Source organism: Bradyrhizobium nivariense (assembly GCF_029846695.2).
GTDB lineage: Bacteria > Pseudomonadota > Alphaproteobacteria > Rhizobiales > Xanthobacteraceae > Bradyrhizobium.
In genome coordinates this window covers 137,475-158,995 of record NZ_JARWCR020000001.1, presented here as the reverse complement: position 1 = coordinate 158,995, position 21,521 = coordinate 137,475, and the positions used below count along the sequence as shown (strand labels likewise).

Below are 21,521 nucleotides of genomic sequence, written 5' to 3'. Positions count from 1 at the left end.
CATGGACGCGATACCCGACGATCTCTTGATCAATGCGCCCGATGAAGTTCGCATCCGTCAGGACCTGGTGCTGACGGCGCTCGGTCGCCGCCCGGCCGACCGGAGCTTGCGGGTCGGCCGGCTGCTCGACGTGCACAGTCGCACCTGGAGCGAAGATCAGGAGATCGTGTTCAAGGGCCGACGGATCGCATGGGTCGGGCCGGCCGGAAGCTATCCCGGCGAGGTCCGCGAACACGTGCATCGCCCGGATCTTGCGGCCGTTCCCGGCTTCGGTGAAGTGCACAAGCATATCGAAAGCTCGCATCTGACGCCGGAATGGGAGGCCGCGCTGGTGCTGCCGCATGGCAATACCTGGACGTGCGAGGCGAGCCACGAATTCTCCAATGTCAACGGCTCACGCAATCTTGAATTCTGGTTCGAGGCACGCCGTCGCGGATCGCCGCTGAAAATCTTTCCGCAACCCGGATCGGCGGTGCCACCCACGGCCTATGAATGGGGCGGCGGTTGGTATGGTCGCGACGAGCAGGCGCACTTCATGAGCGAGAGCCTGATGGTCACCGGTCTCGACGAAGTCATGGACTGGCCGGCGGTCTGGAATCCCGACAATCCGTCCTACAAGCGGCTCTGGGGCATGATCGAGGCCACCTTCGCGGCCCGCGGCGTCATCGAAGGCCATGCCTCCGGTCTGCGGGATTTGCCATCCATCAACGCCTTCGCCGCGGCGGGGCTCGCCTCCGACCATGAAGTGCAGACGCCGGAGGAGACCTGGGACAAGCTCACCCGCGGTCTTTTCATTGAGCTGCGCGTCTACGCCATGCCCGAGATCGTCGCCTGGTTGCTCGCCAAGGGTCTGCAGGACTGGTCGCAGATCGCCTTCACCACCGACGACCGCAGCGCCAGCCATACGCTCGAGCTCGGCGCCAGCGATCACAACGCGCGGGTCGCGATCGAAGCCGGTCTCGCGCCGGAAGTCGCGATCCAATGTCTTACCATCAATCCCGCGCGGCACATGCGCATCACGCCGTTCGTCGGCAGTCTCGCCCCGGGGCGTTTTGGCGATGTCGTGCTGCTCTCGGATGTCGCCAAGTTGACCATCGCCGAGGTCTGGGCCGACGGCGCGCAGGTGTCCGAAGGCGAGCGCTACCTGGGGAAGGTCCCAGAAATCTCCTGGCCCGATTGGGCAACCAGGACGGTGAATATCAAGCGCGCGATCCAGCCGGAGGATTTCGAGCTGCCGGCCCAACCTGGCCGCACCACGATGAAAGCTGCCGTGATCCGCCCGTTCCATTGGCATCCGGAGTTCTACACCCTCGAATTGCCGGTCCGTGACGGCGCCGTGCAGCGCGATGAGGGCGAGGCCGTCACCAAGTTTGCCATCGTCGATCGCTTCTCCGGCGACGGCCGGGTTGCAAAAATGTTCTGGCGGGGCTGCGGACCGCGCACGCCGGACACTGCGCTTGCCTGCTCGGTCGCGCACGACAAGCACAACATCTGGGTGGTCGGCTCGTCCGACGCCGCGATGGCCAAGGCCGTGAACGCATTGGTCGAGCGTCAGGGCGGATGGGCGCTGGTGCGCGAAGGCGAGCTCGTCGGCACCGTGCAGTTCGAGGTTGGCGGGTTGATGAGCTGTCGCTCGGCGCAGGCGCTCGATGCCGAGATGCAGGCGCTCTATGCGGAGGGCCGCAAGGTGGACTGGATGTATGGGCCGACCTTCCGGCCGCGCTGGTATCCCGGATTTCCGGAGCGCCTGATGTTCGCGACGCTGACCTGCGCACCCTGGAGCTGGGTGCTGGTTGCGCCCTGCGAGCAGGCGCCGCTCGGATTCATCAACGTCCAGACCGGCGAAGCGCATCCGGTGGTCTGGTGAGCACGGGATGGGGGAGACGGCGATGAACGAGATGACGCTGCCGGAAACGGCTTCCGCAGACACCGCACCGAAATCCGTCGGGCCGTCGGGCCCGCAAGGTCCGATCGACCGCCTCTTCGGCCTCTCCGAGCGCGGCACCACCATTGGACGCGAGGTGATGGCCGGTGCGACCACGTTCGCAGCGATGGCCTATATCATCGCAGTGAACCCGGCGATCATGTCCAATGCCGGAATGGATCGCGCCGATCTCGTCAGCGCGACGGCGCTCGCGGCGATCTTCGGTTCGGTGATGATGGGGCTTTGGGCCAATCTGCCGCTCGCCGTCGCGCCCGCGATGGGCTCCAACGTCATCTTCACCTATGTGATCGTCAAGCAGATGGGCATGCCCTGGCAAGGCGCGCTCGCCATGGTCGCCTTTACGGGCGTGCTGTTCCTGATCCTCAGCCTGTCGAAGCTGCGCGAGCGTGTCGCACGGGACGTTCCCGAAGCGTTGAAGATCGGCATCCAGGCTGCGGTCGGCACTCTGATCGTGTTCATTGCGTTGCGCGGTGCGGGCTTCGTGGTGCAGAACCCCTCGACCTATATCGCCATGGGATCGCTGCGCAGTCCGCCGGTGCTGTTGACGCTCGCAGGTCTGCTGCTCACGCCGGTGCTGGTCGCGCGACGTGTTCCCGGGGGGCTCATCCTGTCGATCGCCGTGCTGACCCTGATCGGCTTCTTCGTTCCCGGCGCAAACGGCAAGATGGTGACCGCGGTGCCGTCGGCGATCGTTTCATGGCCGCGCTGGCCCACCAGCACCTTCATGGCACTCGACGTCGGCTACCTCGTCAGTCACTTCGTCGTGGCGTTGCCGCTGCTGCTCTACTTCCTGTGCGCCGAATTCTTCTCGACTCTGGGAACGCTGATCGGCGTGACCGGCGCCGCCAATCTGCGCCGCCCGGACGGCTCGATCCCGAATGCCACCGCCGCCTTCGCCGCCGATGCGACGGCGTCCATCGTCGGCCCGCTGCTCGGCACGTCGGTGGTGACGGCCTATATCGAGTCAATCACCGGCGTGCAGGCCGGAGGACGCACCGGCCTGACATCGCTGACGGTCGCTGCGTTCTTCTGCCTTGCCTTGTTCTTCTGGCCCGTCTTCGTCATCATTCCACCGCAAGCAACTGCTCCCGCGCTGGTGCTCGTCGGCGTGCTGATGATGCAGGGCCTCGCCCGCATTGACATGACCGATCTCGTCAACGCCGTGCCCATCGTGCTTACGCTGCTGGTCACCGTGCTGACCAACAATCTCATCAACGGAATGGCGCTGGGGACGCTGAGCTATATCGCGCTGGAGGTTGCGGTGGGCCGGCGAGCGCGGATTCCTGCGATGGTCTGGGGTCTCGGGGTGGTGTTCATCGCCTATGCGGTCGTGATCTCACAGATCTTTTGAGAAGTCCGGATGTCGCGAACGATCTAGGCTGCCAGATCCAGCAGGTGGCATGAGCCTCGCACCAGCACCTTGCGTCCTGTCAACGTCATCTCGGGAACGCTGTCCCTGATCGCGACAAGGCCGAGCTTGACGAGGTCTTCGACGACGTAGGTCTTCGTGAGGCGACCACGCGACGCGGGATTGCGGAGCGCTTTCAGAACCTCCCATTGGTCCGGCGAAAGATCGAAGTCGATGTCGTTGCTCATGTTGCCTCAAGCGATAGTACCGTTCGTGCGCCCCTGTTAGCGGCGCTGCATGAAGACCGTGCGACGACAATGAGTCGGGAATTCGGTGAGGTGCCTAGAACTTTTCTTCACAAATTGAAGCACTTTATTGCGTCACAAGGGTTAAGATCGCCCGACCACGAATATCGTCCCGGACCTCGATCACATATTGATGATGTGGGCTTGATGTTGCGCGGCGCTCTGCACGGGAAGCGCTACTGTCCCATTCTGCGTCGCAATATGCACAGAAATCTTGAGGCGAAGGGTTTCGGACTCTGTTACCCTCCTTCGTGGGGAATGGCTTCACACAACAGGAGTGTGAGTGCATGAACACGCTGGTCGAAATTCGCAGTCAGGAATTCCTCTGTCGCGAGCGCGCCGCGCTTGATTCGGAGCGCCGGGTGTTCTGGCTTGCGCAGGCCCAGGAATGGGAACAGCGCGCGCTCGACGAAATCGCGTATCACTTTCGCGAATGCAATCTCCAGGCCGAGCTGAACGCCGCCTGACGCGATTGCGATCACTTCCTACTGGTAAGTCGCCACGATATCGGACACCGCGCGCTCGAGCTGCTGCGCGGTGGCGCATTGGCGCACCACGCTGCAGAAGGTCGCGTAGCGCGGCATCTCGGAATCGCCGAAGCCCCAGGCGAGCCGGCCTTCCGGATTGAGCCACACCAGCCGCTTCGAGCGCTCGGAGATGCGGCGCAGGATGTCGGCGCGCGGGTCGAGATTGTTGCTGCGGGCATCGCCGAGCACGATCACCGTGGTCTGCGGTGTCAACGTGCTCATAAACTCCTTCTCGAAATCGACCAGCGACGAGCCGTAGTCGGAGGAGCCGAAGCCGACCTTGGACATGATCTCGGCCATCGCCTCTTCCGGCGATTTCGATTCCAGGATGTCGCTGACTTCGATCAGATGCGAGGAGAAGGCGAAGGAATGGACGTCGTCGACCACCTCGTGCAGCGAGTGAATAAGGAGCAGGAAGAAATCCGACACCTGCGCGACCGAGCCCGAGACGTCGCAGAGCGCCACGATCTTCGGCCGGTCGCGATGCTTGCGCTTCCACGCCGTGAGGAAGGGGATGCCGCCCCAGGCGGCGTTGCGGCGCAGCGTGCGGCGAACGTCGAGATGACCGCGGCGTTGGCGCTTGCGTGGCTTCGAATAGCGCTCGCGCAGGCGCCGCGCGATCTGGCGGATAAGAGCGCGCATCTCCGCGACATGGCGCCGCTCAATGCGGGCAAGCGGCGCGTTGCGCAGGATCTCGTTGCGGAGGTTTTCGGCCTCCTCGCGGGCGTAGAGCGCAAGCCCCTGCGCGACGGTGTCGCGCACGGCTTCGCGCAAGGCATCGAGCGCGGCGCGAAGCCGCTCGGCCAGTGCCGGGTTGGATGCGGTCAGCTCGTCGAGATCGTCGCGTAGCCGCTGGAGCCCCATGGCGTCGAGGATGCGGTTGGAGAAGATGCCGCGCTGGGTGGAGTAGCGGATGTCGGACAGGGAGGCGGCACCGGAAGCGCTGGCGATCGCGGCGGCGATCGCGTTGCGATCCTGCGACAGCAGCATCTGCGCGAGGGGGCCCAATTCTGCGGGAGGCGAACCGGCGCTCGCATCGCTGGCCGCGCCGGACGACGGAGATTGATCCGCGCCATGCGAGGCGTCCTCGGTGTCGGCCTCGGGCTGATCCTGCCGCGGCTCCGGCTGGCTGAAGAACAGATCAAAACAGTCACCGAGCGCGAGCTTCTCGTCCTGCGACTTGGCGAGCGTCAGAAGGAGCGCATCGCGCAGGATGGTCCGGTCGGAAACGCCGACCTGCGCGACCGCGCGCATCGCATCGATGCTTTCGGCAGGCGAGACATGGACGCCGGCGCCGCGCGCCGCCCGAAAGAAACGATGGATATTCTCGCGCATCGGCGTCAACCGAAGACGTTGGATCGTGCTGCCTTGGCAATGAAGGTCGTAATCTGGGGCCGAGCCGCCTCGATGTCGGCCTCGTATTTCAGGAGCACGTTGAGCGTGTCCTTGACGATCTCGGTGTCGAGCTCAGAGGCCTGCAAGAGCACCAGCACGCGCGCCCAGTCGATGGTCTCGCTGACCGAGGGCAGCTTCTTCAGGTCGAGCGAGCGGATTTCGTGGATGAAGCCGACCATCTGCCGCCGCAGCGTCTGCGAGATGTTGGGGACGCGGCTCTCGACGATGCGTTCCTCGAGCCGCTGCTCGGGGAAGCCGATGTGCAGATGCAGACAGCGCCGCTTCAAAGCGTCGCCAAGATCGCGCTCGCTGTTGGAGGTAAGGATGACCGTCGGCGGCGTAATCGCGGAGACGGTACCGAGCTCGGGGATCGTGACCTGGAAGTCGGAGAGGATCTCAAGCAGTAGCGATTCGAATTCCGCGTCCGATTTGTCGATCTCGTCGATCAGGAGCACGCAGCCGCCTGGCTGCTCCAGCGCTTGCAGCAGCGGCCGCGGCTCGACAAATTCCTTGGAGAAGAACACATCGCCGAAATCGTGGAGCTGGTCGAGCGCGGCGTGCAGCGTCTGTGCGCCGCCGAGGACTTCGCCGAGCTTGTCCTTCAGGATCTGTGTGTAAAGCAGCTGCTTGGCGTATTTCCACTCATAGAGCGCCTTGGCCTCGTCGAGGCCTTCATAGCATTGCAGGCGGATCATCTTCATGCCGCGCCAGGCGGCGATCGCCTTGGCGAGCTCGGTCTTGCCGACGCCCGCGGGGCCCTCGACCAGAATCGGCTTCTCGATCTGTTGCGACAAATAGACGGCCGTCGCGATCTGCCGGCTCGCGATATAGCCTTGCGCGGCAAGGCCGCTCTCTACCGCCTCGATCGCTGTCGAGGGCTTCTGTTCAGCCACGAAAAGGCGCTCCCAAAGGTCTTGATTGAGGCTTGTTCTGCCTGCGTTCCCGGCAAAGAACAAGCCTCGTTTGGGAGAGGCCAGATCCGCGCGAATGGGCGTTTTTTCCGCTCAACGCAAATAGTTGAGCGGCCCACCGGCCGGGCGATCAGTGCCGCAGCAGCTCCGGCTTGCGGATGGTCTGTCTGACCTCGGCGCCGCAATCGGCGCATTCGTAGACGAAGTCGATCTTGGCCAGACTCCAATGCGGTTCCACCTCGCGCACATACATCGGAAGGAACCCCATGCAAGCGGGGCAAATCACAGGCGCGATTTCGATATCCTGATGATGCTGTACATAAGCTGGCATCTCGGCTCTCCTTCGCAGGCGACCACCAAACCCCCGCAAAGGCTACTGCCGGTCGGCGCAAGGCCGACATCAACTCTTTCGAACAGAGACGGAACGGCGGAGGTTTGTCGTTCGCTGTGACATTCTTGCTACGTCTCTGTACTGTGACGGGCGGACCAAATGCCTATTTCAAAAGGCCGATCCGATATTCGGACTTCTACCTCAACGATAAGGGAGCAACGCCCATGACGCATGCCATTCGCTTTCACCAGACTGGTGGTCCGGAAGTCCTGGTCTGGGAGGAGGTCAGTGTCGGCAAGCCCGGACCGGGCGAGGCGCGAATCCGCCACACCGCCGTCGGTCTTAACTTCGTCGACATTTACAACCGGTCCGGACTTTATCCGGCGCAACTGCCGAGCGGGCTTGGTAGCGAGGCTGCTGGCGTCGTCGAGGAGGTTGGGCCCGGTGTCACCGATCTCAAGCCGGGCGATCGCGTCGCCTATGGCGCCTCGCCGCTCGGGGCCTATTCCGAGGCGCGGCTGATCCCGGCCGATCGACTGCTGAAGCTGCCGGACGGTGTCGACGACAAAACCGCGGCCGCGATGATGCTGAAGGGGCTCACCACGCAATATCTGATCCGGCAGACCTATCGCGTGAAGGCTGGCGACACCATCCTGCTCCATGCGGCTGCCGGCGGCGTTGGCCTGATCCTGAGCCAGTGGGCCAAGCATCTGGGCGCGACCGTGATCGGCACCGTCAGCAACGATGAGAAGGCCAAGCTCGCCAAGGCGCATGGGTGCGATCATGTCATCATCTACACGCGCGAGGATTTCGTGAAGCGCGTGGACGAGATCACTGGCGGCAAGAAGGTGCCGGTGGTCTATGACTCCGTCGGCAAGGATACGTTCCTGAAGTCGCTCGACTGCCTCGCGCCGCTCGGCGTCGCCGCGCTGTTCGGTGCGTCCTCCGGCGCTGTCGAGCCGCTCAACCTCGGTTTGCTCGCGCAGAAGGGCTCGCTCTACGTCACCCGGCCGACGCTATTCACCTACGCCGCCAAGCGTGAAAGCCTGGTCGCGATGGCAGGCGAGCTGTTCGACGTCGTCAAGTCCGGCGCGGTCAAGATCGAGGTGCACCAGACCTATTCACTGAAGGACGCCGCCAAGGCGCACGCCGATCTCGCCGCGCGCAAGACCACGGGATCGACTGTCCTCACGGTGTAATCTCCGACCGGGCTGTGGCGCAGGCCGCTTGGGCCTGGGTCACGTCCGCTCGTGCTTGCGAAGATCGCGGGTGTGATCGAGGCGAATTGCCTGGAGGTCGACATCTTCCGGCGGGATCCGGGGCAGGGCAGCCTCAGCGAGGATCGCCTCGGTCACGTCCTCGACCGAACTCTCCACGATCTCGTGGATGAACGAGATGTTCTGATATTCACCTGACGCGACGCGGGAAATGACCTCGCGCCTGGTGATTTCAGGGTCGACGATCGCCTCGCGGCCGCGCCGCCCATAGTCGATCATCACGACGAAATACTGCATGAAACGGTCCCGCCGTGCCCTAGGGTCGGGCACGGCTGAGTATTTCCGAAAAACGGAATCAAGTCAAGTCCAATTTCGAAAAATCAGAAGCAGGTGTCTACCTGCTCTTCTTGCGGGGGCGCGCCGACTTGGCGCGCAGCCGCTCCAGTTGGCCCTTGGGCATGGACAGGCAGATCTCGCCGACCCACTCCAGTTTCACGCCGACGATCTGCTTGGCATTGAAGCTGCTGAGATTGACGACGGAGGGGGATTTGCCCCGCTCGATGGTCTTCAGATAGCGCTCGCCGGTCTTGAGCCGGACCACGGCCTCTTCGCCGTAGAAGCTCGACAGTGGATGGCGCTGGTCCTTGTAGACCACGATCACATCGCCGCTCTCGTATTTGGGCAGCATCGAATCGCCCACGATCTCGAATGCGATGGTCTCCTCCATGATCGGAAAGGGCAGCGCGATGTCGCCAAGACCTTCCGGGGGAACCTGCTCATAATCCGGCTCGATCACGGCACCGGCGCCGACGCGGCCCATGATCGGCGCGAGATTGAGCTCGAGATATTCCATGATCGGAATGATTTCCGAGGCCTTCACCAGGCGTTCGCCGCCGAGGATCTCCGAGACCGCGCCGGGCCGTACGCCCATGGCTGCCGCCAGGCCGCCCTTGCTCTTGCCCGTCTTTTCCAGGCCCCGCTCGATCATTGCAGCGTCCAACATGTTGATTCCCTCGATTGTCCATCGTTCCGCCTCTTGTAATCCGAAATTCGGAATTGATGCAATTATGAATATCAGAATTATTGCTTGACACTTACTTCGGAATACCGGAATGTACGCTCCGCCTCGCGATCGTGCGATCGGGGGAGGCGCATCACAGGACAGCAGCATGGAACCGGGCCATTGGCCGTCGGAGCACTCCGACGCGCTTCGCGACTATTTTCTCAAGGGAATGTCTTATGCGGAGATCGGAAGACAGATTAACGCAAGGTTTGGAATGGCTTACACGCGCAACGCGGTGGTCGGCCGCGCCAAGCGGCTCGGGCTGATCGTGCAGGTGCGGATGACGAGTCCATCGATCGTGCCGGCGTTGCCGTCTGGAGCCTGTCTTATCCTCCCGCACCGTCCCACGTTACTGAACCTGCCGCCGAAATCCGCGCTGAAGCCGGCCGCGCCAGTCAAGTTGCGCTGCGTCGGCGTCCAGCCGCGCCTGATCCCGTTGGCCGAACTCGATCGCGACGACTGTCGCTATCCCTATGGCGGCGACAAGGACGGGGAGGAGATTACCTTCTGCGGCCATCCGCGCCAGCCGGGATCGAGCTATTGCACGCCGCATGCGCGCCTGACGCGCCGCTCTGGAGCCGGGTCCGGCCGCGACGCCCATCCCGTCGTGCTGAAGCTGGTCTCTGCAGCCTGACCTCGCGGTCACCCGTTCGATCGTCAAATTTCGCAAGGAGTATCCGAGTGGCACGTGTCCGACGCAACAGGTCCTACAAATTGACCAAGATCTACGACCGGCGCTCGCGCGAGGTACCGTTCAACGCGGAGGTGGCGGACGTCGAGGTCGACAATCCGCTGGCGCTCGACCCCGGAGAGAAGATCATGGCCGTGCGGTCGATCCGCAGCGATCCGCTCGGCCGGCTGCACGCGCACCATCAGATCGACGAGGCACAATATCGCGGCGGGCGCGCCTTCCAGAACGATTGGGAGAGGGCCGAGCGAGGCCCTCAGGCGATGGATCCGACCCGCGAATACGTCGATGGCGCGCGCACGCGCGAGCCCGTCACCGAGAGCCAGCGCCAGGCGGTGCTGCGGCTGAACCGGGTCGAGCGCGAACTCGGCACCGACGGCGCCGCGTTGGTGCACGACGTGTTGGTGCTGGGCCTGACCATGGACGAGATCGGCCAGCGTCGCGCCGTCCGTACGCAGCGCTGGAACGACTATTTTGCGCGGCGCTTTCGGGAATGCCTGGACCGGCTGGCGCTGATCTATGGCTTTGCGACGGAAACGGGGGCACAGCGTGCAGGGCAGCGCAGATGACAACGGCACGCCCGCGGTCGCGGCCGCCGGCGTGCCAGTCTGTTGCTTAGGGATGCGGTAGGACCTGGTAGGTCGTGGTATAGGGCTCGACGCGGAGCGAGGCGTTGGCCAAAAGCCCGATCCTGGCGGTCGGCGCCTGCTGCAATTCCCCGTTCGGACCGCGATGCACATTATATTGCCAGACGGTGAGATCGCCCTTCTGCGCAAGAGCGTGTGCAACCGCGCTCGCGTCGTTGCCGCCGAGCGCCTGAAGCTCCTCTGCCGACAATCCGACGACGATTTCGTCCTTGATGGTGACAATCTTGAACAGGTTCATCCTGGTCTCCTGCGCCCATGCGCCGTGTATCGAGAGGGTGAGAAGCGCGACTGCGGCGCCCTTGATGAGATCGCAGCGAGAAAGCATGCCGTCGTCCTTTGGTGCTGGCGCGCGCCCGAATCGATCAGCCCATCGGCCATGGCGCCCGTGATCTGCGTGACTGTTCGCAACCGCTTTGTCGTTCGCTGCTCAACAACGGTTCATGGCCGGAAACAAATGCGGCCAAGGTCACGGATTATGGCCCCGACATGATCTTCCAGGGCGCATTCGACGAGATGCAGCGTGCCGATAGGAAGGTCGATCCCCAGGCCCTTGCCGCCTCGCTCGGCTTCACCGCTGCCCCGATCCGGACGCTGGAGACCGCTGCGAGATCGATGTTCACTTCGTGGACGATACAACCGCCGAGGTCGGACTCAACAATTACGTGTATACGCTGAAAAAGCCCTAGTCCGGGCCCGCCAATGTCCATTCACATCCCGATACAAGGCCAAACGCAGCGCCGATCGACAGTGATCGAGGCCTCGTGCCTGGTTGATGACGCTTCTTGACGCAGGTGGGTGACGGCGGGCCATATTCCTGTTATCCGGAATTGCCGTGGCGCGATGCAGACAAAGCATCGCTACGCCAACTGTTGGGCTTGCCGGAGGGGTTGTTCCTTGGCATAATTGCAACCTGTTCGGTTGAGCCCATCCGTTCGGACATGTCGCTCAGCGTGCTAACCCGGCGGGGCCCCCCGGGCCGAAAGCTCGCCGTCGCCATGGCATCCTGTTATGGCGTTCGGTTCTCGAGTAGGACCTCGATGTCGGATCACGAAGGCCGATGCTTGTCATAGGTGCGAGATGAAAAACCTCAATTTCGCGGCTGAGCTGCACCTCAAGCTCGGCGCGCCTGCAAGCGGCACTGTCGAGAGCCTGCGCCTGCTCCGCGCGTTTCTGAAGCTCGCGCCCCGGCAGCGTTTCGAGGTCATCAAGCTGGTCGAAGACCTCGCCACCGAAGAAACCCTACCCGAACACCCCCTTTCCTGAGCCGGGCTGCGCGTCGACCTTACGCCTTGCCCTTCGTTTTCCTGCCAGAGCCGGCCGCCGCGCGACGTTTGCCCGGGCTGGACGCTGGAAGGCGATCCGGCAAGTGTGGTATTCAGTTTAGAAAAAGGGAGGAGTGCGACCATGATCGAACCGAAGCTCGAAGTTCCGGCCGAACTGCGCGACCTGGCCGAGAAGACGATTGATCAAGCGGAAAAGGCATTCGGCATGTTTTTCGAAGCCGCCACCAAATCGATGACGACCGTTCCGGGCGCGGGGGCGGAGGTGTCGAAGCAGGCGCTCGCTTTCACCGAGCAGAACATGAAGTCGGCGTTCGAGCATGCTCGCAAGCTCGTTCATGCCACCGACCTTCAGGAGGCGATGCGAATCCAATCGGATTTCCTGCGCAGCCAGTTCACCAGCGCCGGCGACCACATGCGCCAGATGACCGGCAGTCTCATGCAACCCGGGAAGGACAAGTCCTGATTCCCGGTGTGTTCACGGCGTGTCCACAGCCTGGACTTGCGCGGCGTGGGATCCGCACTTCGATGCTGACGCAGGTCCACGATGGGCCGCCGAATGGACCCATTCGCCGTCCATCATCGTTTATGCTGATCCCCGTCGGTTCACCGGCAGGGATTTGCATTTGTCGCAGATGTCTTGACCGGCTGCTAACGCAGCGATGCGATGTAGGCCGCGAGGTCGCCGGCTTCGGTCCGGCTCAAGGGAAAATTCCGCATCTTCGGGTGCGGATCGAGCAGGAAAAGGGCGAGCTTCTCTGAATTGAAGTCAGGGCTGCGCGCAACGGACGCGAAGGAGGGGACGTCGGCGCTCGCCTGGGCCTGGCCATTCGCCACGACATCGCAGCTGGCGCACCAGCGCCTCGCAAGGTCGGCGCCGTGATCGGCATCGGCGGCGAGAGCGGACGACGTCCCAAAGCCCGAGGCCAATGCAAGCAGCAGGCAAATTCGTCTCAAATGCTGGTGCATAGGGCAACCTTCTGCGTTCGCTCGCGACGCAGTGCTCATCCGCAACATGAACCCGGAAATTGCGAGAGGTCGATGCGGGCGATGATCGACCGCAGCAGCCTGCGGGCCGAACGATAGAGATGCCGCGCGAATCTCGGCGTCTTTGCCGCGGGCAGGCCAAAGCTTGTCGTATCCAGTCTTTTCGTATCAAGGCTTTCGAGGGAGTGCGACACGTGCCTCTCCGAGATGGCGAGACCCTTTTTATCGTGGCCGGCTCGGGGCAACCTTGATCTGCCGCAAAGGGGCCCGCTAATAGTCGCCGGGGTTCATGATCATCGGGCTTCGTGTATCGGCTGGCGCGAGCGCGCTGCTGGCGCTATCGCGCAGGAAGCGGTCGAGTGTCTCCTGGATCTTCTCCTTGACCGCATCGGGACCGCGATCGCTCATCTCGCTATGCTGTGCGCCAGTGTGGATAATGTCGATGCCGCGCGCTTTGGCCTCTTCCGGCGTTGGCAGCACACCGGGATCGGTTACGAAATGCGGATCCTTCGAGCGAAACGACAGGATCTTCATGTTGTCGCTAAGCACGAAAGGCACCCGCAGATTGTCGAGCGTGATCACTTTCGACACCAGCTCCGGGTGCTGACGGGCTACATACATCGAAACGTCGCCACCGTTCGAATGTCCGACGAGCGTGATGTGGTCGTAGTCGGCGTTCTTCTGCCGGCTCTTCAACTCGCCCAAGGTGAAGAGGATGTTGGCCTCGCAGCGGATATAGACCTGACGCCGACCGACATATTGCTGGCCGACCTGGGTCATCAGCGGCGGATCGCTCGGTAGATCCTGCTGGATGCTGGCGACGAGATAACCGCGTGCGGCGAGCGCGTTGGCGAGGAAGGAATACTCGGTGGCCTTGACGGTGTTGCCGTTGCTGATGATGGCGAGCGGGAGCTTCCAGAGGCCGAGATTGGCCTTGGTCTCGTAATCGCGCCGCACCGCGATTTCGACCGCGATCGGGCGCTGGCGCGTGGCGTCGAACAGGGTCAAAACCTCGTGGCGGATCGCGAACCGGCTGACGACGAAATACTGGCCCACCCCGAGGACGCAGAGAAACGCCAGAATTGCAAACACCCTTTTCATGGTTCCGTCTCAAATCATTGTTGACTGAACATGGCCATTGGGAACTCCCGGATCGAGCGATCGTGAGCACGTTACGGGATTAAATTTAGGCAAGTCTGTGAGCAGCGCCCCAAAAGGGCCGCATGCCGGGCCGTCGCCCGAAGGACAATGCCTAAAGGCAGCCGCCCTTGCCGCGTTCGGAGCAGAGCCGCAGCGCGGTTGACAGTGTAAACAGGAAGCGCGGGCTGCGGCGCTCGTTGTCGGGCGCCCGGTAGCTCAGGGGGATGGCCACGCCGAGATCGGCCTGGAAATCGTCCGGCAGGAAAAACCGCACGCCAGCTCCGGCCGAACTCAGCGACAGGCCGTCGCTCAGGCGGTAACCGTCGTTCCAGACTGCGCCGGCGTCGCCGAAGGCATAGAGCTGATAGCCGCTCCAGTAGCGGTAATTGAGCTTCTGGTTGAATCGCAGTTCGAGCGAGCCGGCAAGACCGTTGTCGCCGCTGATCTCGGCTGCGCCATAGCCGCGGCCGAAGGCCGCGCCGCCGAGATAGAATTGCTGCGAGGTGAACAGCGGTCGCGATGCCGTCTGGCTCGCAGCGGAGAGCTTGACCGACCAGGCGTCATTGAGTGTCTGGTAGCGCGTGAACCAGAGGTTCAGCACCGAGAAGTTCGATGACGCGCCATCGCGCGACAACAAATCGTCGTCGAAATGCGAGGCACCGAAGATGTCGAGGCCCTGGCGGTAGGTCAGCGTTGCGAAATTGGTACCGCCGAAATGATCCTGGAGCCGGTAATCGGCGGTCATGCTCGCGGTCCTGATGTGGTCGTTGTACCAGGGGCCGTAAAGGTCATGCTCGGACACGTTGCTGAAGGTCGCTGCCGCAGTCAGGGTCAGCGAGGAGGATTGCGACTGCAACGGGACGATGCCGGCGCGCAGCTCGAACGCCTCGGTCGTGGTGATGTCGCCGTCGAGGCGTCGGGCATCGCCCGGCCGGACCGCGCTGTACAGGACGGACGCGCCGAGGCGCACGCCGTCGACGCCGACCGGTGCATCGTAGGACAGCCGCGCGAAGCCGAGCTCGCGGGGGTCGTTGGCGATGATCGACAGGTTGACCGCCAGCGTGTCGCCGGGCGTGAGGTAGGAGTTGAACGCGCCGGTCGCGTAGGTCTGCCACGGGCCGACTGACGACGAGCCGAGATTGTCCAGGCCGAACGACGAGAAGACCCGCCAGGTCTTCAAATAGACGGTGAGGCGGAAGCGGCCGGTTGCACCGCTGATCTCCTCCAGCGCGGTATCGATGATCCGGACGCCCGGCCTGCCGTTGATGAGGAAGAGTTGGCGTTCCAGCGTTGCCAGGCGCGACGGTTGCTCGGCCAGAACCGGCCCGAGCATCGGTCTCACGCCGAACTGCTCGGCGCCATCGCCTTTCAGTTCGGCCTGCACGATGGCGCCTTCGATCACCTGGATCCGGACCAGGCCGCCGGCAATGTCCTGCGGCGGCACGATCGCCCGGCTCAGGTGAAATCCATCGGCGCGGTAGAGATCGCTGATGGCGCCGGCGATCGCGGCGAGATCCGCCTGCGAAACCTTCTTACCGACATAGGGCTGGTAGACGGCGGCGATGCGATCGGGGGAAACGGCCCGAGCGCCGCTGACATTGATGCCGCGCAGCACGAACTGAGGCTTGGTATCACCGCCGGTGTTGGGCTGGCCGACGGTTGGTAACCTGACCGGAGGACGGCTCAGCGATTCCCGCTCGGTTTGGTTTTCAAAGTATTTCTCAGGTTGGCGCGGATCGAAACCCGGCTGGTTCGCCTGTTGGGCGAAAGCCTGAGGAATTCCCGCAAGAATCGTCGCCAACAGCGCCAGCTTAGTAAGCAGATGCCGCTTCTCAACCCGCGCAACGAGCCTGTCTCCGTAGTTTGACGGAGAAGTGCCCGCGAGCCGGTAAGAATTCGTTAGCCGCATGATTTGTCATAGTTTTTTATGGTCAATGAATCGTTAATGCGACCGCTCCACTCGCCGCTTCCCGCTAATTCTATGTTGAGTGATCTCGGATACCTCCAGGGCTGGCTGTAACTCGGACTGAGGATCGTCATGCTGGGCAAAATTGGAATGCGGTGCGCCTTCGTGGCTGCGCTGATCCTGGGAACGGCCTCCGGCGCATCCGCCGCGGACGATGGCGTCTGGTCGGTCGGCAAGGCCACCGGCGAGGTCTGGGTCGCCACCAACGGCGCACAGCAGGTGTCGTTGAATCAGCAGGAGGCGCTCAAGCCCGGCGACACCATTCGCACCGGACGTAACGGGCGCGTGCTGCTCGTCCGCGGCGAGGAAACGATACTGATCTCTCCCAACTCGGTGGTCGGCTTGCCGACGGAGAAGAAGGCGGGTCTCTCGACCACCATCATCCAGCAGGCAGGTTCGATCCTGCTCGAGGTCGAGAAGCGCAACGTGAAGCATTTCGAGGTCGAGACGCCCTATCTCGCCGCCGTGGTCAAGGGAACGCAGTTCAGCGTCACCGTGAATGCGGGCAGCACCAAGGTCGGCGTGCTTCGCGGCCAGGTCGAAGTCTCCGACTTCAAGACGGGACAGATCGCTCAGGTCATGCCGGGACAAGCGGCTACCGCCTTCGAGCACGGCAAGCCCGGCCTCAGCCTGAGCGGTGCCGGGACGTTCAATCCGATCGAGCACGGCAAGCCGCGCGCCTCGACGATCGAGCGCGTTCCCGTGCCGAAATCGGGCCTGTCCGCCCCGCGCAACGCGGCGAACGGCCATGCGATCCATGCGCTTGGGCCGATCGACAAGGGCACCAAGGCGGCCGGCGCGCCGAAGCAATCGCATCAGGCGGCCGGAGGTCACGCGCCCCAGTCTGGTGCTGCCAAGGCCGGCATCGTGCGCATCTCGAGCTCGCTCGGCGAGGTCAAGCTGAACTTCCATAAGGTCACGAATGGCCTTGCCCACGGCGTCGTCGCTCCCGGACAGGTGCGTAACGCGAACGCCAGCTCCGCTACCGAGACTGTCTGGCGCGATACGAAGGCGAGCACGACAACCGCAGCCGCCAACAGCTCCAACGCAACGGCAGTCACCGTGAGCAGCAGTTCATCCGCAGCCAGTGCCACGTCGTCGTCGTCAAGCGCAACGACGACCGTTGCGACCACCACTGGGCCGACGGACAGTGTGTCCGGTGGAAGCCCGGCGAATGGAAGCAACGGGAATGGAAACAAGGACGACAACGGCAACGGCAACAACGGCGCCACCGGTAACGGCAAGAGTAACAACGGTAACGGCGACGGGAATGGCAATGGTCACGGCAACGCCTATGGCCACAACAGACACTGAGGCGATTTCCTAGGGGATGAGGGGCGCACCCGCCGAAGCGGGTGTGCAGGAGGATCGGGTGAAACGCTATCGGCCGCATATTCTTGTCGTGACCGCACTCGCTGTGGTGCTGTCCACGGGGTGGCACGGTGCGCTTCGCAACGCGCTTACCGACCTGCGGTTCGCGTGGCAATCTCGTGCCGCGAGCGGTCATGTCGTCGTGGTCGCCATTGACGCGCCCTCGATCGACCGGATCGGGGTGTGGCCCTGGCCGCGCCGGCTGCACGCGGAACTGTTGCACAGGCTCGAGGCGGCGGGGGCGCAGGACGTCGCCTTCGACGTCGATTTCAGCACGCCATCAGACCCAGCCTCCGACGAGGCCTTCGCCAAGGCCCTACGTGAGGTCGGCGGCTCGACGATCCTGCCGTCCTTCAAGCAGCCTACGTCGAATGGTGGCGCGGCCCATATCAATCGTCCCCTGAAACCGTTCAGCAACCAGTCGTGGCCGGCTGTCGTCAATGTCGCGGTCGAATCGGACGGGCTCGTTCGCCGCTATCCGTTCGGCGAGACGCTCGGCGATGCCTTGATACCGTCGATGGCCGTCGTGCTGGCCGGGCAGGACGCCAATCGGCGGCCTCCTTTCCTGATCGATTTCAGTATTCGGGCGACCTCCGTTCCGAGTGTCTCCTATGTCGACCTGCTGCGCGGCAATACCGAGACTCTCGACAAGCTGAGAGGCAAGAAGATCATCGTTGGTGCGACGGCGCTCGAACTCGGCGACCGGTTCAGCGTTCCCAACGGGCGCGTCGTCTCGGGACCCGTCCTCCAGGCGCTGGCGGCAGAATCGATCCTCCAGAACCGGATGCTGCGCTGGACCTCCGATATCGGCATGATCCTGGGCCTCGGCGTGATCTGCCTGCTGATGATGTATTCGTGGCGCCGCTTCGCACCGGGAATTCGCGTCGCAATCCTGATCTCAGCCGGGGCGGCCTTCGAGCTGGTCGCTGTCCTCGTGCAGGCAAGATGGCCCTTCATCATCGACACATCGCTGTTCCACATCGCGATTGTCGCTTATCTGACGGCGATCGCACTCGACGAAATCGATTTCCGTAGTCTCCTGGGGCGCATCGCTGAAAGCCGCTTCCATCGCATCGCGATGTCGCTCGGCGATGGCCTCGTCTGCACCGACGAAGATCAGCTGATCACGGTGTGGAATCCCGGCGCCAGTACGATCTTCGGCTATATGCCGGCCGAAATCATCGGCCGTCCGTTCGAAACGTTGTGCGCCTTGCCGGTGGGCGGTGACGAGAAGCCGTCCATGCGCGACGCCGCACGCCAAGCGCTCCTCGTGCCCGGCGGGGCGGTCGTCGTCGAGTTCGAAGGGCGGCGCAAGAACGGTGAAACTTTCGCGGTCGAAGCGAGCTTCTCGGGCTGGCAGGGAACGGACGGCTTCCAGTACGGAGCGATCCTGCGCGACATCTCGGTCCGCAAGCGCGAGGCCGAACGCGTCAGATATCTCGCCGAATACGACGCGCTGACCGGTCTTGCCAACCGCAACACGCTGCATGCCGGACTGGCCGACATGATTGCGGACGCGGGGCAGCGCACTCGCGAGGTCGCGCTGCTCGTGATCGGGCTCGACGGCTTCCAGAGCATCAACGACATGCTGGGTCATTCCGCCGGAGATCTTGTCCTGCAGGCGGTCGCTATTCGCCTGAAAGGCCAGACTGCGGATGGCGCCATCGTTGCCCGGCTGAGCGGAGACGAATTCGCCATTGCGCGTGACGGCTCGGATGGCGCCGAGCCGATCGCAGAGTTCGCCGAACGAATTGCGCGCGCGTTCGAGGCGCCGCTTGCAACCGGCACGCGGCAGCATCGCGTCAGGATCAGCATCGGCGTCGCCGTCTATCCGGAAGGCGGGCACAACGCGGACGATCTCCTGAGCAATGGCCATCTCGCGCTGAGCAAGGCAAAGCTGACGCGGCGCGGCAGCCATGTGATCTTCGAGAGCGCGATCAGGCAGGAGTTGGAGAACCGGCTGATGTTGGAGAGCGAATTGGCGCTTGCCGCGGATCGCGACGAGTTCGAGCTGTTCTACCAACCCCAGGTTCGCCTGATCGACGCCAGCCTGGTCGGGGCGGAAGCGCTGATCCGTTGGCGGCATCCGGTGCGCGGCTACGTTTCGCCCGGGGAGTTCATGCCGGTGGTCAATAGCTCGGCCCTGTCCGAGCGGATCGCAAATTGGGTGATGGAGACCGCCTGCCGGCAGGCGCGCGCCTGGGAGTTGTCCGGCGACAGTGTGCGCGTCGCGATCAACCTGTCGCCCTCGCAGCTCCACTCCGGTGATCTCGCGCATTCGGTCGCGGGACTGCTCGAAGCGACGGGGCTCACGCCGTCGCTGCTCGAGCTCGAGGTGACCGAAGACATCCTGCTTCACGACGAGGGCCGCGTGCTCGACATGTTCAAGCGGATCCAGCAGCTCGGCGTCCGTGTCCTGTTCGACGATTTCGGCACTGGTTATGCGAGCCTGAGCTATTTGAAGAAGTTTCCGCTCGACGGGCTCAAGATCGACCGGTCGTTCGTGCTTGATCTGCTCGTGGATTCCGACGATGCCGCGATTGTGGGGTCGACCATCGGCCTCAGCAAGCAGCTCGGACTCTCGATCGTGGCTGAAGGCATCGAGAATCGCGCTACGGCCGATTTCCTGGTGAGCATGGGATGCGAGGAAGGTCAGGGCTATTTCTTCGGCCGCCCGATGCCGGCGGAAGCATTCGAGCGGCAATTCCTCGCGGTGGAGTGCGCCGCCGTCAGCGCCGCCTGAAAGGGCCCCGCTCGATTTCTAGCGCCGACGAGCCACCGCGACGCCGAACAGGAAAGCAACGAACAGGCTGGCAAGCGGTGCTTCTCGCGTGATTGCTGCGACGGTCGCGAGGGGCCGGCCGGGCCTTCGTGCTTCCTCGATTGCGGATGTCAAGCGGTCGACAGCTGCATGTAGACCACCTGCGACTTCACCGACCGTGCGGGATACGTCCGTCGCGGCATCGATGGCGCGCTCGGCCATGCTGGGATGGGAAGGGGACTGCGGGATCTCCGTGCTCAAGCGCGCGACCTCCAGGCTGATCATGTGACGGAGACCGGTACCTTTGGCTATCCGCGCGAGCGCTCGTTCTGAACAGCGGGTCAGATGACCTTTGGCTATCCGCGACAGGCGCCGTGGTATTTACGGCGGGTACCGGCCTTGGATGAGCAATTCGGCCCGCGGGATTTTGTTCCGAGATGATGCGCCCCTAGGCAGACCTTCCCCGTGAAACGACGGATGCGAATCTCTGTTAGGCTGGTTCAACCTTGCTGATCTCAGGAGATAGCTGTGACCGAGACCGATCGGACCCCGACGGATCGAGCCCGGCGCATCGCCTTGCTCGGCGCTCCCATCGACATGGGAGCTTCGCAGCGCGGCACCCTGATGGGTCCTGCGGCGCTCCGCACCGCCGGCCTTGCGACGCTGCTCGAAAGCCTGGACTTTGAGGTAGCCGATTACGGCGATCTCTCGGTGGCCGAGGTCCGGGACCTCGCAGACAGGCCTCCCGACAGAGCCAATCATTACCGCGAAATCCAGCGCTGGACGCGCGTGCTGAGCCGCAGAGGCTACGCGATCGCAAAAACCGGTGCGCTGCCGATTTTCCTCGGCGGCGATCACACGCTGTCGATGGGATCGGTGAATGCCATGGCCCGTCACTGGCAGGAGCGCGGACGCGAGCTGTTCGTGCTCTGGCTCGATGCCCATGCCGACTACAACACGCCGGAGACGACGATCACCGCCAACATGCACGGCATGTCGGCGGCATTCCTGTGCGGCGAACCCGGCCTCGACGGATTGCTCGGCGATGATCCGCGCGCCTCGATCCATCCCGACAGGCTCGACCTGTTCGGCGCGCGTTCGATCGACAAGCTCGAAAAGGAGTTGATGCGCGCGCGTCGGATCAGGGTTATCGACATGCGCCAGATCGACGAGTTCGGCGTCGCCGTGCTGATCCGCCGCGTCATCGAGCGCGTCAGGGCCAGCAACGGCGTGCTGCATGTCAGCTTCGACGTCGATTTTCTCGATCCCTGCGTCGCACCGGGTGTGGGCACGACGGTGCCGGGCGGGGCGACCTATCGTGAGGCGCATCTGATCATGGAGCTTTTGCACGATTCCGGTGTGGTCGGATCAGTCGACATCGTCGAGCTCAATCCGTTTCTCGACGAGCGTGGCCGCACCGCGCGCACCGCGGTTGAATTGATCGGCAGCCTGTTCGGCCAGCAGATCGCCGACCGGCCGACCCCGAGCAACGCGATCGCGCCGGGCGAGTGATGCACGAGCCGTTTGTGCGTTGCGAAGAAGGGAACTGCCGTCGGGGTCGCCAGATTTAGATCAGTCCAGGTCGAAATCGCCTATTTTTGAAACAGGTGCGAATTGCAAATGCACGTCGCGGAATGTT

The 21,521-nt window shown here is 63.4% G+C and carries 23 protein-coding genes; 12 read left to right on the top strand and 11 right to left on the bottom strand.

Annotated elements, in window-relative coordinates; translation table 11 throughout:
- Position 1: 1 nt before the first annotated feature.
- Positions 2–1,867: an adenine deaminase gene (locus QCM77_RS00780; RefSeq protein WP_279681466.1), complete on the top strand. Its 1,866-nt coding sequence runs from the start codon at positions 2–4 to the stop codon at positions 1,865–1,867.
- A gap of 22 nt (positions 1,868–1,889) precedes the next feature.
- A complete protein-coding gene (locus QCM77_RS00775) occupies positions 1,890–3,296 on the top strand; it encodes an NCS2 family permease (protein WP_279681464.1) in 1,407 nt (468 codons plus the stop codon).
- A gap of 23 nt (positions 3,297–3,319) precedes the next feature.
- On the opposite strand, the gene QCM77_RS00770 is transcribed toward QCM77_RS00775, so the two are convergent.
- A complete protein-coding gene (locus tag QCM77_RS00770; protein WP_279681463.1) occupies positions 3,320–3,541 on the bottom strand; it encodes a hypothetical protein in 222 nt (73 codons plus the stop codon).
- A gap of 344 nt (positions 3,542–3,885) precedes the next feature.
- Between QCM77_RS00770 and QCM77_RS00765 the strand changes: the two genes are divergently transcribed.
- A complete protein-coding gene (locus QCM77_RS00765; protein ID WP_279663608.1) occupies positions 3,886–4,065 on the top strand; it encodes a hypothetical protein in 180 nt (59 codons plus the stop codon).
- An 18-nt stretch (positions 4,066–4,083) separates the two neighbouring features.
- On the opposite strand, the gene QCM77_RS00760 is transcribed toward QCM77_RS00765, so the two are convergent.
- The 3 genes from QCM77_RS00760 to QCM77_RS00750 all read right to left on the bottom strand — a co-directional run bounded on the left by QCM77_RS00760 (position 4,084) and on the right by QCM77_RS00750 (position 6,762).
- A complete protein-coding gene (locus QCM77_RS00760) occupies positions 4,084–5,460 on the bottom strand; it encodes a vWA domain-containing protein (protein ID WP_279681461.1) in 1,377 nt (458 codons plus the stop codon).
- A 5-nt stretch (positions 5,461–5,465) separates the two neighbouring features.
- Positions 5,466–6,413 carry an AAA family ATPase gene (locus QCM77_RS00755; RefSeq protein WP_279681459.1) on the bottom strand — a complete coding sequence of 316 codons (948 nt, stop codon included), beginning with the start codon at positions 6,411–6,413 and terminating at the stop codon, positions 5,466–5,468.
- Between the two features lie 148 nt (positions 6,414–6,561).
- Positions 6,562–6,762, bottom strand: coding sequence for a hypothetical protein (locus QCM77_RS00750; RefSeq protein WP_007612817.1), 201 nt, complete (start codon positions 6,760–6,762; stop codon positions 6,562–6,564).
- Between the two features lie 224 nt (positions 6,763–6,986).
- Here QCM77_RS00750 and QCM77_RS00745 point away from each other — a divergent pair, with 224 nt between their 5' ends.
- A complete protein-coding gene (locus QCM77_RS00745) occupies positions 6,987–7,961 on the top strand; it encodes a quinone oxidoreductase family protein (protein WP_279681457.1) in 975 nt (324 codons plus the stop codon).
- 39 nt (positions 7,962–8,000) lie between these two features.
- Here QCM77_RS00745 and QCM77_RS00740 read toward each other — a convergent pair whose 3' ends face one another.
- Together QCM77_RS00740 and QCM77_RS00735 are read right to left on the bottom strand one after the other, a co-directional pair.
- Positions 8,001–8,276 (bottom strand): hypothetical protein, encoded by a 276-nt coding sequence (locus tag QCM77_RS00740; protein WP_279663614.1) that lies wholly within the window; start codon positions 8,274–8,276, stop codon positions 8,001–8,003.
- Between the two features lie 97 nt (positions 8,277–8,373).
- Positions 8,374–8,982: a S24 family peptidase gene (locus tag QCM77_RS00735; protein ID WP_279663615.1), complete on the bottom strand. Its 609-nt coding sequence runs from the start codon at positions 8,980–8,982 to the stop codon at positions 8,374–8,376.
- Between the two features lie 166 nt (positions 8,983–9,148).
- Between QCM77_RS00735 and QCM77_RS00730 the strand changes: the two genes are divergently transcribed.
- Both QCM77_RS00730 and QCM77_RS00725 read left to right on the top strand, forming a co-directional pair.
- A complete protein-coding gene (locus QCM77_RS00730) occupies positions 9,149–9,676 on the top strand; it encodes a GcrA family cell cycle regulator (RefSeq protein WP_279663616.1) in 528 nt (175 codons plus the stop codon).
- A 47-nt stretch (positions 9,677–9,723) separates the two neighbouring features.
- Positions 9,724–10,299 (top strand): hypothetical protein, encoded by a 576-nt coding sequence (locus tag QCM77_RS00725; RefSeq protein WP_279681455.1) that lies wholly within the window; start codon positions 9,724–9,726, stop codon positions 10,297–10,299.
- 46 nt (positions 10,300–10,345) lie between these two features.
- Here the strand turns inward: QCM77_RS00725 and QCM77_RS00720 are convergent, their stop codons facing one another.
- On the bottom strand, positions 10,346–10,702 hold the full coding sequence (locus QCM77_RS00720; protein ID WP_279681454.1) for a hypothetical protein: 357 nt from the start codon (positions 10,700–10,702) through the stop codon (positions 10,346–10,348).
- An 11-nt stretch (positions 10,703–10,713) separates the two neighbouring features.
- Between QCM77_RS00720 and QCM77_RS00715 the strand changes: the two genes are divergently transcribed.
- From QCM77_RS00715 to QCM77_RS00705, 3 genes are all read left to right on the top strand, one after another.
- Complete coding sequence (locus QCM77_RS00715) at positions 10,714–11,052, top strand: hypothetical protein (RefSeq protein ID WP_279681453.1); 339 nt, start codon at positions 10,714–10,716, stop codon at positions 11,050–11,052.
- A 402-nt stretch (positions 11,053–11,454) separates the two neighbouring features.
- Positions 11,455–11,640, top strand: coding sequence for a hypothetical protein (locus tag QCM77_RS00710; protein ID WP_007612798.1), 186 nt, complete (start codon positions 11,455–11,457; stop codon positions 11,638–11,640).
- Positions 11,641–11,781: 141 nt separating this feature from the next.
- Entirely contained in the window at positions 11,782–12,123 is a 342-nt protein-coding gene (locus tag QCM77_RS00705; protein WP_279663626.1) for a phasin, read from the top strand.
- A 185-nt stretch (positions 12,124–12,308) separates the two neighbouring features.
- Here QCM77_RS00705 and QCM77_RS00700 read toward each other — a convergent pair whose 3' ends face one another.
- The 3 genes from QCM77_RS00700 to QCM77_RS00690 form a co-directional block, all read right to left on the bottom strand.
- Entirely contained in the window at positions 12,309–12,626 is a 318-nt protein-coding gene (locus QCM77_RS00700; RefSeq protein WP_279681452.1) for a c-type cytochrome, read from the bottom strand.
- Positions 12,627–12,914: 288 nt separating this feature from the next.
- The gene (locus QCM77_RS00695; protein WP_279681450.1) at positions 12,915–13,745 is read right to left on the bottom strand and encodes an alpha/beta fold hydrolase; all 831 of its coding nucleotides are present in this window, start codon (positions 13,743–13,745) and stop codon (positions 12,915–12,917) included.
- Positions 13,746–13,896: 151 nt separating this feature from the next.
- Positions 13,897–15,693, bottom strand: coding sequence for a ShlB/FhaC/HecB family hemolysin secretion/activation protein (locus tag QCM77_RS00690; RefSeq protein ID WP_279681448.1), 1,797 nt, complete (start codon positions 15,691–15,693; stop codon positions 13,897–13,899).
- 129 nt (positions 15,694–15,822) lie between these two features.
- Here QCM77_RS00690 and QCM77_RS00685 point away from each other — a divergent pair, with 129 nt between their 5' ends.
- Together QCM77_RS00685 and QCM77_RS00680 are read left to right on the top strand one after the other, a co-directional pair.
- On the top strand, positions 15,823–17,064 hold the full coding sequence (locus QCM77_RS00685; RefSeq protein ID WP_279681446.1) for a FecR family protein: 1,242 nt from the start codon (positions 15,823–15,825) through the stop codon (positions 17,062–17,064).
- Positions 17,065–17,122: 58 nt separating this feature from the next.
- Complete coding sequence (locus QCM77_RS00680; protein WP_279681445.1) at positions 17,123–19,864, top strand: EAL domain-containing protein; 2,742 nt, start codon at positions 17,123–17,125, stop codon at positions 19,862–19,864.
- 18 nt (positions 19,865–19,882) lie between these two features.
- On the opposite strand, the gene QCM77_RS00675 is transcribed toward QCM77_RS00680, so the two are convergent.
- Entirely contained in the window at positions 19,883–20,167 is a 285-nt protein-coding gene (locus QCM77_RS00675) for a hypothetical protein (protein WP_462804276.1), read from the bottom strand.
- A gap of 243 nt (positions 20,168–20,410) precedes the next feature.
- On the opposite strand from QCM77_RS00675, the gene rocF reads away from it, so the two are divergent.
- Complete coding sequence (rocF, locus tag QCM77_RS00670) at positions 20,411–21,394, top strand: arginase (protein ID WP_279681442.1); 984 nt, start codon at positions 20,411–20,413, stop codon at positions 21,392–21,394.
- Positions 21,395–21,521: the final 127 nt, after the last annotated feature.

Bases quoted from the DNA above. Each gene is read 5' to 3' on its own strand.
- QCM77_RS00695 (WP_279681450.1), bottom strand. From the start codon at position 13,745: ATGAAAAGGGTGTTTGCAATTCTGGCGTTTCTCTGCGTCCTCGGGGTG.
- QCM77_RS00770 (WP_279681463.1), bottom strand. From the start codon at position 3,541: ATGAGCAACGACATCGACTTCGATCTTTCGCCGGACCAATGGGAGGTT.
- QCM77_RS00760 (WP_279681461.1), bottom strand. From the start codon at position 5,460: ATGCGCGAGAATATCCATCGTTTCTTTCGGGCGGCGCGCGGCGCCGGC.
- QCM77_RS00710 (WP_007612798.1), top strand. From the start codon at position 11,455: ATGAAAAACCTCAATTTCGCGGCTGAGCTGCACCTCAAGCTCGGCGCG.
- QCM77_RS00775 (WP_279681464.1), top strand. From the start codon at position 1,890: ATGAACGAGATGACGCTGCCGGAAACGGCTTCCGCAGACACCGCACCG.
- QCM77_RS00730 (WP_279663616.1), top strand. From the start codon at position 9,149: ATGGAACCGGGCCATTGGCCGTCGGAGCACTCCGACGCGCTTCGCGAC.
- QCM77_RS00765 (WP_279663608.1), top strand. From the start codon at position 3,886: ATGAACACGCTGGTCGAAATTCGCAGTCAGGAATTCCTCTGTCGCGAG.
- QCM77_RS00705 (WP_279663626.1), top strand. From the start codon at position 11,782: ATGATCGAACCGAAGCTCGAAGTTCCGGCCGAACTGCGCGACCTGGCC.
- QCM77_RS00735 (WP_279663615.1), bottom strand. From the start codon at position 8,982: ATGTTGGACGCTGCAATGATCGAGCGGGGCCTGGAAAAGACGGGCAAG.
- QCM77_RS00700 (WP_279681452.1), bottom strand. From the start codon at position 12,626: ATGCACCAGCATTTGAGACGAATTTGCCTGCTGCTTGCATTGGCCTCG.
- QCM77_RS00780 (WP_279681466.1), top strand. From the start codon at position 2: ATGGACGCGATACCCGACGATCTCTTGATCAATGCGCCCGATGAAGTT.
- QCM77_RS00750 (WP_007612817.1), bottom strand. From the start codon at position 6,762: ATGCCAGCTTATGTACAGCATCATCAGGATATCGAAATCGCGCCTGTG.
- QCM77_RS00740 (WP_279663614.1), bottom strand. From the start codon at position 8,276: ATGCAGTATTTCGTCGTGATGATCGACTATGGGCGGCGCGGCCGCGAG.
- QCM77_RS00745 (WP_279681457.1), top strand. From the start codon at position 6,987: ATGACGCATGCCATTCGCTTTCACCAGACTGGTGGTCCGGAAGTCCTG.
- QCM77_RS00685 (WP_279681446.1), top strand. From the start codon at position 15,823: ATGCTGGGCAAAATTGGAATGCGGTGCGCCTTCGTGGCTGCGCTGATC.
- QCM77_RS00720 (WP_279681454.1), bottom strand. From the start codon at position 10,702: ATGCTTTCTCGCTGCGATCTCATCAAGGGCGCCGCAGTCGCGCTTCTC.
- QCM77_RS00690 (WP_279681448.1), bottom strand. From the start codon at position 15,693: ATGCGGCTAACGAATTCTTACCGGCTCGCGGGCACTTCTCCGTCAAAC.
- QCM77_RS00675 (WP_462804276.1), bottom strand. From the start codon at position 20,167: ATGATCAGCCTGGAGGTCGCGCGCTTGAGCACGGAGATCCCGCAGTCC.